The organism is Polynucleobacter sp. MG-28-Ekke-A2 (assembly GCF_035012985.1).
Taxonomy (GTDB): Bacteria; Pseudomonadota; Gammaproteobacteria; order Burkholderiales; family Burkholderiaceae; genus Polynucleobacter.
The window spans coordinates 13665-27508 of record NZ_JAYGQU010000022.1; the positions used below are offsets into that span (position 1 = coordinate 13665).

A 13844-nucleotide genomic window follows, 5' to 3' on the forward strand; every position below is an offset into this window, starting at 1 on the left:
GAGTCTTTTGCTCCAATCAAAAATATTGATTTCAATATTTTTATTGGCTTCTGCACTGAACGGTGTTGTATTGGCCACTCCTGCAGAAGAGGCTGACCTCGATCAGTTGAATAAGATTGAGCAAGAGCTTGAGGTGCAGCGTGACTGGGCTAAATATCGCTGGGGCAAAGCATCCTCTGAGTGCTACCAGAATTACTGGGTTAACTCTTGCTTGAGAAGTGCTCGCGCAGACTATCGCAAGGAAATCGATCCGATTCGTGAGCAAGAGGTGGCTTTGCATGAAGTGCAACGTAAGCTTCGTGATAGTTTAAAGACTCAAGAAGACGCTAAGCGTGCTGCTGAGAGGGCCTCGCCTGAAAAAGCGGCTGAAAGAGCAGCCAATCAACGTGAGTTTGAGCAAAAGCAAAAAGATGCTGCAGCCAGAGCGGCTGATCTAGAGCAACGACGTAAGGATGCCCCTAAGCGCGCACAAGAAAATAAAGCGGGCACTCAGCTCGATTAATTTCGATTTAATTATTTTTATATTTCATTAGGCAACTCTTGGCTAAAGTCAAATCGGTTTATATCTGTCAGTCTTGTGGTGGTACCTCCGCTAAGTGGCAGGGCCAGTGCCCATCTTGCCAGGCTTGGAATACTTTGGAAGAGGGTCTGCCAGAAACAACATCTAATTCTCGCTTCCAGGGCTTGGCGCAATCTCTTCCAAGACAAAAGTTATCCGCTATTAGTGCTGAAGACCTGCCGAGATTTAGCACAGGCGTTGAAGAGTTTGATCGCGTTCTAGGTGGTGGCTTGGTTCCTGGTGGCGTGGTACTTTTGGGTGGCGATCCTGGTATTGGTAAATCTACCTTGCTACTCCAGGCATTAGCAGAGATGAGTTCTGCGGGCATGAATGTGCTCTATAGCAGCGGCGAAGAATCCGCTGCGCAGATTGCTCTGCGTGCAAAGCGTATTGCTTTAGATGCACCTCAGCTTGAAGTGTTGGCGGAGATTCAGCTGGAAAAACTGATTTCGATTATGGATACCGTGAAGCCGCAAGTATTGGTAGTGGATTCGATTCAGACTTTGTATTCAGAGGTGTTAAGTTCAGCTCCTGGCTCTGTTGCGCAGGTTCGTGAGTGTGCGGCGCAGCTCACTAGGGCCGCTAAATCAAGTGGTATCTGTGTGCTGATGGTCGGGCACGTTACCAAGGATGGTCATCTTGCTGGTCCTAGGGTCTTAGAGCACATTGTCGATACCGTTTTGTATTTTGAGGGTGATACCCATTCCTCTTTTCGCTTAGTGCGTTCAATTAAGAATCGTTTTGGCGCAGTCAATGAGCTGGGCGTATTTGCAATGACTGAAAAAGGTCTGCGCGGTGTAACTAATCCATCAGCAATTTTTCTGTCACAACATGAGCAAATGGTTCCGGGCGCTTGTGTATTGGTGACCCAAGAGGGCAGTAGACCTTTGCTGGTAGAGATTCAGGCTTTAGTAGATACAGCGCATGTGCCTAATCCCCGTCGTTTAGCAGTTGGCTTGGAGCAAGCTCGTTTAGCGATGCTCTTGGCGGTACTGCATCGTCATGCTGGCGTCGCTTGTTTTGATCAAGATGTTTTCTTAAATGCAGTAGGTGGCGTCAAGATTTCTGAGCCAGCCGCTGACTTAGCCGTTCTTCTGGCGATTCAGTCTTCGATTCGCAATCGCGCATTGCCAAAAGAGTTGATTGTCTTTGGTGAAGTAGGTTTGGCTGGTGAGATTCGTCCTTGTCCTCGTGGTCAAGAGCGCTTGAAAGAAGCTGCTAAATTAGGCTTCACTGTGGCCATTATTCCAAAAGCAAATATGCCCAAGACCAAGATTCCGGGATTGAAAGTAATTCCAGTCGAGCGAATTGATCAAGCCATTGCTGCGGCTGCTGAGCTGAGTTAATTCCCTAGCGTAAGTCTTCCGCTTGAATTAATAAGACTTGCTCTTCTCCTGCGGAGACTTCCATCCAGATTGCTGGAATTTGTGGGAAAGCTTTTTTGAAATGCTCATACTCATTACCAATCTCGAGCAAAATAGCGCCGCGCTCAGATAGGTAATCGGGTGCTGAAGCAATAATTCGCCTGATGATGTCCATGCCATCCTCTCCACCAGCTAAAGCCAATTCTGGTTCCGCGTGATATTCAGTAGGAAGCGCATTCATCGAAGCGGCGTTTACATATGGTGGGTTACAAATAATGAGATCAAAGAGGTTATCTTCATTAGGCTCTGGTAGGGCATCCCACAGATCGCCATCTAATAGCTCTACTTGAGAGCTGAGACCGTGACGATCTAAGTTACGGGCAGCCACAGAGAGTGCGGGCATGCTGATATCGCATGCACTTACATGAATATCCGGGCATGACAGAGCTAAGAGGATTGCCAGCGAACCGTTGCCAGTACAAAGATCAAGCGCCTTGCCATCAGCTGGCAGCCAGGTCTCTAGTGAGCCATTTACGATAAGCTCTGCAATCCAGGAACGCGGCACAATACTTTGCTCGCTGCAGAAAAAAGGCACGCCCATGAGCCAGGCTTCACCCAAGATGTAGGCTAGTGGTTTGCGTGTCGAGATTCTGGTATCGGCAATAGCGGATGCTTTTTGCTGTTGCTCATCGGAGATTGCATCATCTAGGTGATCCAAAGCTTCTGCGGGGCTGAGATTAAGCTGTTTGCTCACAATCCACAAAGCTTCACTTTGGGCATCAATTGCCCCGTGGCCATAATGTAAGTTTGCTGCTTCGAGCATTTGTGCGATCTGATTAACGCACTGGTTTACTGTGACGTGTTGCTGAGACTCAGGATCCATGATGGAGGGGTTCTTTAGAAGAAAAGGCAGGTGCGCAATTAATCGATCAAGCGATTAATTGTTCGAGTGTCTTGCGATAGATATTTTTGAGTGGCACCACATCATCAACAATAACGCACTCATCGATCTTGTGACTAGTCGCATTGAGGGGGCCAAACTCCACTACCTCTTTGCAAATCTTGGCGATAAAGCGGCCGTCACTAGTCCCACCAGTAGTAGAGAGTTCTGTATCAATATTCACTTCTGCTTTGATAGACTTGCGTAATGCTCCAGCCAGGTCACCATCACCAGTGATGAACGGGCTACCGCCCAATACCCAGTCAATCTCAAATTCAAGACCCGCATCTTTCAGAATCTTTTCTAGACGCCCACGTAGTTGCTCTGGCTTACTCTCGGTGGAGAAGCGGAAGTTAAAGTCGATCACCAACTCACCAGGAATCACGTTATTAGCACCGGTGCCAGCATGCACGTTGGAGATCTGAAAGCTGGTGGGTTGGAAGTATTGATTACCTTTGTCCCACTCGGTTTCTACTAATGCAGAAATCGCTGGTGCCGACAGATGAATTGGATTTTTGCCGAGGTGAGGGTAGGCGATATGCGCCTGAATACCCTTCACTTTAAGTTTGCCCGAAAGGGATCCACGGCGACCATTCTTAATCATGTCGCCAAGCTTATCCACTGAAGTAGGCTCACCAATAACGCAGTAATCCAAACGCTGACCTTGTTTTTGCAAGCGATCGCACATAATGACTGTGCCATCGTTAGCAGGACCCTCTTCATCGCTTGTAATTAAGAACGCAATAGTGCCCTGATGATCTGGGTGTGTAGTGACAAATTCTTCTGTAGCAACCACAAAACCAGCGAGGGATGTTTTCATATCCGCTGCGCCACGACCATAGAGCATGCCGTCACGAATGGTTGGGGTAAAGGGGTTGTTGGTCCACTTCTCCAATGGGCCTGTAGGCACCACATCAGTATGACCTGCAAATACTAAGACTTTGCCTTGATCACCAGACGTACCTTTTTTAATGGCCCACAAGTTGGTTACCTGGAAGTTTTCAGGGCCACTCACCACGCTTTCAGTATGAAAGCCAATCGCTTGGAGGCGTTTAGCAATTAAGTCTTGGCAGCCACCATCGGCCGGAGTTACGGAATGGCAGGCGATGAGAGCTTCGGTGAGCTCAAGTGTGGCGCTCATGGATTTAACTTAGTCGCGGAGTAATTCGTTAATAGCTGTCTTTGCTCTTGTTTGAGCATCAACCTTCTTAACGATGATTGCGGCATACAAGCTGTATTTGCCGCAAGCGGAGGGAAGTGAGCCTGGAACAACTACTGAGCCAGCTGGAACGCGGCCGTAGTGGACTTCGCCAGTTTCGCGGTCATAAATCTTGGTGCTTTGGCCAATATAGACACCCATGGATAAAACAGCGTTTTCTTCAATCACAACGCCTTCAACCACCTCAGAGCGAGCGCCAATAAAGCAGTTATCTTCAATAATCACTGGGCCAGCTTGGATTGGCTCCAAAACACCGCCAATACCAACGCCGCCAGAAAGGTGAACATTTTTGCCAATTTGGGCGCAAGAACCTACGGTTGCCCAGGTATCGACCATCGTGCCTTCGCCTACATAAGCGCCAATATTGACGTAAGAAGGCATTAAAACAGCGTTTTTGCCAATAAATGAGCCGCGGCGGGCCATGGCAGGGGGAACCACGCGGAATCCACCGGCAGCAAAGTCGGCGGCAGTGTAGTTTTCAAACTTGCTGGGAACCTTATCGTAGAACTGGGTAAAGCCACCAGCACTCATAGGTTGATTGTCTTCTAGGCGGAATGAGAGCAAAACAGCCTTCTTAACCCACTGATTTACCTCCCATTTACCGACGTCACGTCGCTCAGCCACACGGATAGTGCCGGCATTGAGGCCTTCTAAAACGGCATTTACGGCATTACGGACATCCCCCGGGGCGCTATCTGGGGAGAGGTTTGCGCGGTTTTCCCAGGCTTGTTCAATGATGTTTTGTGGTGATTGGCTCATGCTTTTTAGTTAACTATCAGATTGTTAAGGGATTTTGTCCCGGGAGGTAGATTTATCATTATATAGATGGGGCAAAAACGCGTCCAAGCAGGCAAGAGCTTGCTATCATCTTCCCACTTTAGCTTTAATTTTTACCCCTTTATTTGAACCCCTTTTTTCCCTGCAAAGTACGCCGTGCAACTGAAATCCATCAAACTTTCCGGCTTTAAGTCTTTCGTAGACCCAACCCATTTTGAAATGCCTGGCCAACTCATTGGTGTCGTGGGTCCTAACGGTTGCGGAAAGTCGAACATTATTGACGCCGTCCGCTGGGTTTTGGGAGAGTCCCGCGCCAGTGAGTTGCGTGGCGAATCGATGCAGGACGTTATTTTTAATGGTTCTGGTTTGCGTAAGCCATCTGGGCGCGCTAGTGTTGAACTCATTTTTGATAACACTGAAGGGCGCGCTCAAGGCCAGTGGAGTGCTTTTACAGAATTGGGTATTAAACGCGTTTTAACTCGCGATGGAAATTCAAGTTACTACGTGAATAACCAAGTAGTACGTCGTAAAGATATTCAAGATATTTTCTTGGGCACCGGTATGGGTCCAAGAGGTTACGCCATTATTGGTCAAGGTACGATCAACCGCATTTTGGAAGCAAAGCCAGAAGAGTTGCGTGTGTTTTTGGAAGAGGCCGCTGGTGTTTCAAAATATAAAGAGCGTCGCAAAGAAACCGCCTCACGTTTAGAAGACACGGTAGAAAATTTAACGCGCGTTGAAGATATCTTGCGTGAACTCGATCAACAGTTAACACGCTTAGAAAAACAAGCCACTGTTGCTGAGCGTCATGCTGAGCTTTCTACACAGATGAAGTCCCAGCAACAACTGCTTTGGTTTGTGCGCCAGACCGAGGCGGGTAAAGAGCAAGAGCGTCATGCTAACGGTATTCGCGATACGCAAGTTGGCCTGGAAGAACAGACAGCTAAGCTACGCCATGTCGAGGCTGAACTAGAAACTATGCGTACACAACAGTACGCATTACAAGATAAAGTTTCTCAAGCGCAAGGTGATTTATATCAAACCAATTCTGATGTGAGTCAGGTTGAGGCACAGATTCTTTATGTGCAAGAGGCGCGTCAACGTTTGCAGCAGCAAACTCAGGATCTACAAGCGCAGTTACAGCGCTGGACCGTGCAAGAAACAGATGCAGCACAAGCGCAGCGTACTACTGAGCATGAGTTGTCTTTAGCCGCTGAAAAAGAACAAACACTCTTAGCCGATTTAAATGGTTTGCAAGAGCAAATGCCAAGTCGTGAAGAGGCTTATCAAAATGCCTCACGCGAACTCAATAGCGCACGTGATTCAGTTGCATCTATTGAGCAACGTTTAGCCAGTTTGGGTGAACGTCTTCGTTCAATGTCAGCTCAATCGGATGAATTGAAGGGGCGCGAAACTCGCCTTGTTGGTGAATTCGATGGCTTACGCCGTCCTGATGCTGAAGCTTTACAAACAGCAATTGATCGTCAGGTCATGGCCGCCCGCAAAGTGGAGGAGGCTAAGCAGCGCGCTGTTGAAACCCAACAACGCGTTCCGGCTGCTGATGAAGCCCGTAATACTGCGCAACAACAGATTCAAATGGCCAATCAAGATCTTGCTCAAACTGAAGCCAAGTTGACGGCATTGACTGCCTTGCAGGCAAGCGTGCAAGCTCAAGGGAAGATTGGGCCTTGGCTTGAAAGCAAGGGCCTTAAAGAAAGCAAGCGCCTCTGGCAAGAACTTAAAGTAGAGAGTGGCTGGGAAACTGCGCTGGAATCCGTACTGCGTGAGCGTTTGGCTGCTGTGACTGCAAAGAGTGTGCAAGAAACATTGGCCCTGGCTAATGATGCGCCCCCAAGCCGTTTAGCAATTTTGCTTGCAGAAGAAATTACGCCAGCACATACTTCTGCTCCAGCGGACTTCACACCATTATTGAGTCGCGTGCAAAGTGCAGGCGCTGCAAGATTGACCTCTGTTCTTCAAGAGTGGCTAGACAAGATCTACATTGCTAGCAGTCTTGAAGATGCTTTGCATCGCCGTGAAAAATTACCAGCTGGTGGCGCATTCGTTACCCAGCAAGGTCATTTGGTGAGTCGTGTTGGCGTACAACTATATGCAGCCGATTCTGAGCAAGCTGGTATGTTGGCGCGTGCTCAAGAGATGGAAAGTCTCGAGAAGCAATTGCGCGCACAACAACTCATGCAAAGTGAACTCAAGGGTGAGTTGGATCAATGTGTTGCTAACTATCAAGCAGCTCACCAAGCAGCAGAACATGCTCGTGAGAATGCAGAACATGCTGTTCAGGAATCGCACGGCTTTGAAGTGGAAAGAATGCAATTAACTCAAGCTGAAGAGCAATACAGTCAACGTGCAGCACAGATTCAGAGTGAGTTAAGCGAGTTGCGCCAACAGATGGAGCAAGTGAGTCAGACCCAAGAGCAGTCTGCTGCTGAGTTGCTTGAATCAGAAGAATCTAAAGAAGGCTTGCAAGAAGCTTTGCAAGTAGCGCAAGAAAAATTAGAGCGCTCTACTGAAGAGCGCGATCGTTTGCGTGAGTCACTCCGTTCCGCTGAAATGGCTGCTCAAGAGGCGGCCTTTGCAACGCGTTCATTGCAGCAGCGCATCACTGATTTGCAACGTGATCAAAGTACTGCCCGAACTCAGATCATGGAAATTCAGGATAAGCATGATGCTGCCGCTCAAGAACTAGAAACTCTGAGCGACGAAGAGGCGCAAGATAAATTACAAGGTCTATTGCTAGCGCGCAGTGCACGTGAAGCTGCCTTAGCGAATGCTCGTACTGAGCAGGATGCTTTATTGCATCAATTGCGTGAAGCCGATGAGTCTCGTATGCAAGTTGAGCGCAGCCTACAGCCAATGCGTGACAAAGTGGTGGACTTGCAATTGCGTGAGCAGGCTGCCCGTTTGAACTTTGAGCAATTTGCCACATTGTTATCTGATGCAGAGGCTGACCTTACTGCACTTGAGGCAAATTTCAGTGCTGACTTAAAAGTTGGCGCATTGCAGAGCGAAGTCAATCGCTTGAATACTGAAATTCAGTCTTTAGGCCCAGTCAATATGGCTGCTTTGGATGAGTTATCAAGCTCTCGTGAACGCAAGCAGTTCTTGGATGCGCAGTCTGCCGACTTGAATGAAGCAATGCAGACTCTGACAGATGCGATCGCCAAAATCGATGCTGAAACACGTGATCTATTGCAGGGCACCTTTGACCAGGTCAATACCCACTTCGGTAAGCTCTTCCCTGAGTTATTCGGTGGTGGTCATGCTGAATTGGTAATGACTGGTGAAGAGATTTTGGATTCTGGCGTACAGGTAATGGCCCAGCCTCCTGGCAAGAAAAACAGTTCCATTTACCTCCTCTCTGGTGGTGAAAAAGCCTTGACTGCGATTGCCTTGGTATTCTCGCTCTTCCTCTTAAATCCAGCCCCATTCTGCTTGCTCGATGAGGTGGACGCTCCATTAGATGATGCAAATACCTTGCGTTATGCACAGCTAGTAGCCAAAATGTCAGATAAGACACAGTTTTTGTTTATCTCACATAACAAGATCACTATGGAAATCGCACATCAATTGATTGGTGTCACGATGCAAGAGCAGGGCGTATCCCGCATTGTTGCGGTAGACATCTCTTCTGCTGTTTCAATGGTGGAGGCCGCCTAAGTGTACATAGAACAAATCATGACGATGTTGGGTTTGTCTGATTTGCAATTAGCACTGGCTGTTATTGGGCTATTAATTCTGATAGCAGTCGCGGTTCTGAATATTAAGTATGCTCGTGCTCGTCGTAAGGCAAAAGAGCTCAGTGAATATTCTGTAGATGATCGCTTTGGAAAAGAGCCTAGATTTGGTCAAGGCTTTGCTGATGGCGATGCAGGGCGTACTGAGCCCAGCTTCGGCGAAGCATTAACAACTATTCCAGCCCCAGAAAAGTTTGCGATTGATCCGCGGATTGATTGTGTCATCACACTGCGCTTTGATGAGGCCATTAGCGGCTCAGAAATTCTAGAAGAAATTAATGCCTGGACTGATCTTCAGGCGCAATCAACTGCACGCTGGATGTGTGAAGGCTTAAATGCTAATCTAGATGTTGCTGAAGACTGGGAAGAGCTTCATCCTGACTCTACATATTCTGATTTACAGCTAGCTATTCAGCTAGCAAGCCGCAAAGGCGCTATCGGCGTTCTAGAGCTATCCGATTTTTGTTCTCGTGCCCAAGCGCTTGCTGAGACTTTGGGTTCACAAATCGATATGCCCAGCGTGAGCGCGATGTTGGAAAGTGCTAATGAATTAGATGTCATGGCTGCTGAAAGCGATATTCAATTGAGTATCAATGTGCTCTTTGATGAGCCGTGTCCATGGGGTAACTTTGATGCGCTCATGCGTCAACGTGGATTTAAGTTATCTCGTAATGGCCGCCAATATGAATATCTCAGCAAAGGCGTAGTGCTTTTTAGTAGCACTGATTTTGATCCAAATAAATCGGTAACTCAGGTGACCTTATTGCTTGAAGTTCCCTTGGTGCCACAAGAAGAGCGCGCATTTGAAAGAATGCTCTCTGAAGGCGTGGAGATTGCACAAGCTGCCCATGGCCGCTTAGTGGATGACAATGGTATCAATTTGAGTGAGGCTGCGGTCATCAGCATTCGTCAGCATCTCGATGTTCTCTATGCCAATCTTGAGAAATCTGGCGTTCCAGCTGGATCTTCTACAGCTAGCAGACTATTTAGCTAGGAAATCACGTTGTCGTCCACTAGTCCGACAAATTTAGCGGAGCGTTACGCATTCTTACAAGCCGAGCTTGCGCGCTTAGAGCATGCCTATTACGTTTTAGATAATCCGCTTCTTCCTGATATTGAATACGACCGTCTCTATAGAGAGTTAATTAATATTGAGGCCGCTCATCCCGAGTGGATTACCCCAGAATCCCTGTCTCAGCGGGTAGGCGGAGCGGCATTAAAGGGGTTTGATTCTGTTGCTCATGCAGTGCCAATGCTTTCTTTAAATAATGCATTTGAAGATAGTGAGTTGATTGCCTTTGATCGTCGTTGTCGTGAGGCTCTTCATGTTGATCATGTGGCTTATGCGGGTGAATTAAAGTTTGATGGCCTGGCAATCTCTCTTCGCTATGAAAATGGCTCACTGGCAACGGCGGCAACCCGAGGCGATGGCGCCAGCGGTGAAGATGTCACTGCCAATATCAAAACGATTCGCGCTATCCCACTCAAGCTCACGGGCAAGAATATTCCGAAAGTTCTAGAAGTGCGTGGAGAAGTCTTTATGTACCTCAAAGACTTCGAGAAGATGAATCGACAAGCTGCAGAGTTGGGTGAGAAAGAATTCGCCAACCCACGTAATGCAGCGGCAGGTAGTCTTCGTCAATTGGATTCGAAGATCACTGCTAAACGGCCGCTTTCTTTCTTTGCTTATGGCTTGGGTGCTCTAGAGCCTCAGTTATGGTTACCTAAAACGCATGAAGAATTGCTCAATACTTACGCTGAACTAGGCTTACCAGTGTGCTCGGAGCGCAGAGTGCTGCATTCTGTAGAGGAGATCTTGGCGTTCTATAACGAAGTAGGGGCCAAGAGGGATTCATTGCCGTATGACATTGATGGTGTGGTCTATAAGGTGAACTCATTTGCTGAGCAGGCTAAGTTAGGTTTTGTTTCGAGAGCCCCCAGATTTGCCTTAGCTCATAAGTACCCAGCACAAGAAGCTCTAACCACCGTTCTTGGCATTGATGTCCAAGTGGGGCGCACGGGCGCTATTACGCCCGTTGCTAGATTGGCACCAGTAGAAGTTGGTGGCGTCACCGTTACCAATGCCACACTCCATAATGAGGATGAAGTCAAACGCAAGGACGTACGTATTGGCGATACGGTATCAGTGCGTAGAGCAGGTGATGTCATTCCGGAAGTGGTTTCTGTGATTAAGGATCGACGTCCAGCCAATGCAACAGAATTTGTGATGCCCACAAACTGTCCGGTATGTGATTCCCATATCGAGCGCTTAGCGGATGAAGCAGTTGCGCGTTGTAGTGGCGGATTATTCTGTGGTGCGCAGCGCAAGCAGGCCTTGATTCACTTTGCCCACAGAAGGGCGCTTGATATTGAAGGTCTCGGAGAGAAAATTGTCGATCAGTTGGTTGATCACAACCTTGTTAGAACTCCTGCAGATCTATACAGGTTAGGCTTCACAGCGCTAGCTAACCTAGAGCGTATGGGTGAGAAGTCTGCAGACAATCTCATTCAGGCAATTAATCAATCCAGAAACACTACCTTAGCGAGATTTATCTTTGCATTGGGTATCCGTCATGTGGGCGAGACTACTGCTAAGGATTTAGCGAATCACTATCAATCGATGCATGCCTTAATGGATGCAAATCTTGAAGATCTGCTCACAGTAAAAGATGTGGGCCCCGTTGTTGCAGATTCCATCACCAGCTTCATGCAAGAAGCACATAACCGCGAAGTCATTGAGCAACTCTTAGCTTCTGGAATGCAACTTATTGTAGAAGCAAAAGTTATTAGTGCAGCGGTTGCAGGCAAGACCTTTGTACTGACGGGCACATTCCCAACGATGACAAGGGATGAGGCAAAAGATCTCCTTGAAAAAGCGGGTGCAAAAGTAGCTGGATCGGTTTCCAAGAAAACAGATTATGTTGTTGCCGGTACAGATGCTGGTAGCAAGCTAACTAAGGCCGAAGAACTGGGTGTGCCAGTGATTGATGAATCTACAATGCTGAATTTATTGAAGTAAAAGAAATTCATACGCACAAATTATTGTGCGTATGTCAGTAGTTTCTTACTCAAAAATCAGGTGGCAGTTTTTAGCAGCCCTCATTAAGATTTTCTGTTTGAAAGTCTTCCATGCAGAAATATCCTGGATTTTTTAGTTCAATTATTAGTCCAAATAGATACAGAAATGTAGATAGCGTGCTTGTAGTGATGCACACAAATGTTGAATTTCTGAATTTCTTAACCGCATTAGCTGGAGTTGCTAGGATAGCTGGAGTTATACCTAAGGCAAGTTCCAAAAAATTTGCTAACTTAGATGCCTTGAAAAAACAATATCCCGTCTTTGATGTTGATCGAAGTGAGATACTGGCTAGCCCCGATCAATTTATTAATGCAATTGATCGTTTAATCAAGAATGAGCGATTCGCCATAATAGATATGGGCGGTTATTTTTCTCATGTCGCCTTAGACCTTACAAAAATATTCGATAAGCAAATTGTTGGTATTGTTGAAGACACTGAGAATGGTCATCAGAAATATGATGCTCTGATTAAGCAGAGGCGTTCTAATGAAAATCTGGTTCCCGTAATATCTGTAGCTCGTAGCCCCCTTAAAGAGCCTGAAGATTCATTGGTTGGGCAGGCAATTGTTTTTTCTGCCGAAGCGATTATGCGCACCCAGGGATTAATTCTCCTTGGGAAGCGCGTTGGCGTCATTGGATTTGGAAAGATTGGAAGATCCATTGCATTTTCACTCTTATCAAGAGGGGCCAGGGTTGATGTCTTTGATACAAACCCAATTCTGCTTGCTTCAGCCCTATCTCTTGGTTTCCATACGTCGCCTAGATCAGAATTTCTAAGATCAGCAGATGTTCTCTTCTGCGCTACTGGGAATAAATCATTATCAGTAGCCGATGAGGATTTATTTAAGAGTGGCCTTCACATATTTTGCGCAACGTCGTCCGATGATGAGCTCTCAACATGTCTTCGATACAAGATTGATGCAGCTTCCGCATCATTGAGGACGTATTCCTGCAAGATCGATCTAAAGGATAAGTATGTGTATATCCACAATAAAGGTAACTCGGTAAATTTCGTTCATGGTGCTGTTGTGGACAGCTTTATTGAGTTGGTACAGGGAGAAATTATTTACTCAATTGGAAGTCTCTGTGACGCACCTCGAAACACAATTTCACATCTGCCAGAACCAGATAAAAGATTCATAGCCGAGAATTGGATATCACATCATCAGTACGCCTAGTGAGTCAGTTAATTGATGGTTGACTCTTTGCCAGTTTTGGCCTCGATTATCTCCACATTTAGTCGCGCTGGACTTAATGTAGTTGACCGTAGGCAATTTCAAAAAGAAAAAGCATGCCCTTTAGTAATTGGCTACTGGAACAATCTTTTGCCAGTATTTTTAATGCTTCCAATCATTCTTTTTACTCCAGCATTTGATAATTGCCTTAAGGATCTGCTGACTGTAGATCTGGTATTTATGTCGATCTTGATCCAGTGTGTAGCCTATTCTTTTTCTTTTGCGTTTAAGCGCCTGAGAGTGACAGATGTGGCTGTTTTATCAAAAGCTGCTGATGTTACGGTTCCAATAGCATTGGCATTTTTAGGTTTTTATTCAATCTCCTATATATCCTTTTTATTTTTGTCGACAATATTGGTTTTATTTATTTTCTCGACTGGGTTTGATGTTTTTAGAAAGACCTATAAATCTGCAGTCGTCTTAGTTTTAATGCTTACTACTCAAGGGGTTTGCGCATACTTTTTTGGGTTGAACACAACGCATGACAGGGAGTTTTGGAGCTTATTATCGGCAGCCTTCTCTGTTTTATTTTGGAGGTTTATTTTTTCTGGTGTTTTTCTGATTTATGGGCGAGGCCTTTCTTGGGTTTACTTCTTTCCAAAAGAGTTTCTCTCGCACGGTGGATTTTATTTTCGAGGTTCTCTAACTTTAGTGACGCAGGTTACGTTTGTTCTTGCAATTACAGCAAAGAATTTGATGATTGTTTGGCCAATACTAAATGCAACTGGTTTTTTAGGAGCGCTTTTTGCTTATTTATTTCTTGGGGAAAAATTAAGACCAAAAGATTTTTTGACCCTGTAAATAAATTTGTGTAAGTTCCCTCGGCCAATTAACCTTCACAGAAGGATAGCCACATGGAACATCACACAATGGATCGTAGTAAATTACAAGCCTTAGCCAACGAACTAGCCAAGGA

Annotated in this window: 10 protein-coding genes; 7 read left to right on the forward strand and 3 right to left on the reverse strand. The window is 46.3% G+C overall.

What is annotated here, in order from left to right; translation table 11 throughout:
• Window positions 1-7: 7 nt before the first annotated feature.
• A complete protein-coding gene (locus tag VC188_RS10335) occupies window positions 8-502 on the forward strand; it encodes a hypothetical protein (RefSeq protein ID WP_251368521.1) in 495 nt (164 codons plus the stop codon).
• A gap of 38 nt (window positions 503-540) precedes the next feature.
• Window positions 541-1905: a DNA repair protein RadA gene (gene radA / locus VC188_RS10340; RefSeq protein WP_215321681.1), complete on the forward strand. Its 1365-nt coding sequence runs from the start codon at window positions 541-543 to the stop codon at window positions 1903-1905.
• A 4-nt stretch (window positions 1906-1909) separates the two neighbouring features.
• Here radA and prmB read toward each other — a convergent pair whose 3' ends face one another.
• Genes prmB through dapD form a run of 3 tightly spaced genes read right to left on the reverse strand, consistent with a single transcriptional unit; the run spans window position 1910 to window position 4841 of the window.
• Window positions 1910-2806 carry a 50S ribosomal protein L3 N(5)-glutamine methyltransferase gene (gene prmB, locus VC188_RS10345; protein ID WP_323483905.1) on the reverse strand — a complete coding sequence of 299 codons (897 nt, stop codon included), beginning with the start codon at window positions 2804-2806 and terminating at the stop codon, window positions 1910-1912.
• Window positions 2807-2852: 46 nt separating this feature from the next.
• Entirely contained in the window at window positions 2853-4004 is a 1152-nt protein-coding gene (gene dapE / locus VC188_RS10350; RefSeq protein ID WP_323483906.1) for a succinyl-diaminopimelate desuccinylase, read from the reverse strand.
• Between the two features lie 9 nt (window positions 4005-4013).
• Window positions 4014-4841 (reverse strand): 2,3,4,5-tetrahydropyridine-2,6-dicarboxylate N-succinyltransferase, encoded by an 828-nt coding sequence (dapD, locus tag VC188_RS10355; RefSeq protein WP_072583047.1) that lies wholly within the window; start codon window positions 4839-4841, stop codon window positions 4014-4016.
• A gap of 174 nt (window positions 4842-5015) precedes the next feature.
• Between dapD and smc the strand changes: the two genes are divergently transcribed.
• From smc to VC188_RS10380, 5 genes are all read left to right on the forward strand, one after another.
• A complete protein-coding gene (gene smc, locus VC188_RS10360) occupies window positions 5016-8537 on the forward strand; it encodes a chromosome segregation protein SMC (RefSeq protein WP_323483907.1) in 3522 nt (1173 codons plus the stop codon).
• Complete coding sequence (locus VC188_RS10365) at window positions 8538-9608, forward strand: cell division protein ZipA C-terminal FtsZ-binding domain-containing protein (protein ID WP_323483908.1); 1071 nt, start codon at window positions 8538-8540, stop codon at window positions 9606-9608.
• Window positions 9609-9617: 9 nt separating this feature from the next.
• The gene (ligA, locus tag VC188_RS10370; RefSeq protein WP_323483909.1) at window positions 9618-11633 is read left to right on the forward strand and encodes an NAD-dependent DNA ligase LigA; all 2016 of its coding nucleotides are present in this window, start codon (window positions 9618-9620) and stop codon (window positions 11631-11633) included.
• A 110-nt stretch (window positions 11634-11743) separates the two neighbouring features.
• Window positions 11744-12871 carry an NAD(P)-dependent oxidoreductase gene (locus VC188_RS10375; protein ID WP_323483910.1) on the forward strand — a complete coding sequence of 376 codons (1128 nt, stop codon included), beginning with the start codon at window positions 11744-11746 and terminating at the stop codon, window positions 12869-12871.
• A gap of 12 nt (window positions 12872-12883) precedes the next feature.
• A complete protein-coding gene (locus VC188_RS10380; RefSeq protein ID WP_323483911.1) occupies window positions 12884-13729 on the forward strand; it encodes a hypothetical protein in 846 nt (281 codons plus the stop codon).
• Window positions 13730-13844 lie beyond the last annotated feature (115 nt).

Bases quoted from the DNA above. Each gene is read 5' to 3' on its own strand.
- prmB (WP_323483905.1), bottom strand. From the start codon at position 2,806: ATGGATCCTGAGTCTCAGCAACACGTCACAGTAAACCAGTGCGTTAAT.
- dapE (WP_323483906.1), bottom strand. From the start codon at position 4,004: ATGAGCGCCACACTTGAGCTCACCGAAGCTCTCATCGCCTGCCATTCC.
- dapD (WP_072583047.1), bottom strand. From the start codon at position 4,841: ATGAGCCAATCACCACAAAACATCATTGAACAAGCCTGGGAAAACCGC.
- VC188_RS10375 (WP_323483910.1), top strand. From the start codon at position 11,744: ATGCAGAAATATCCTGGATTTTTTAGTTCAATTATTAGTCCAAATAGA.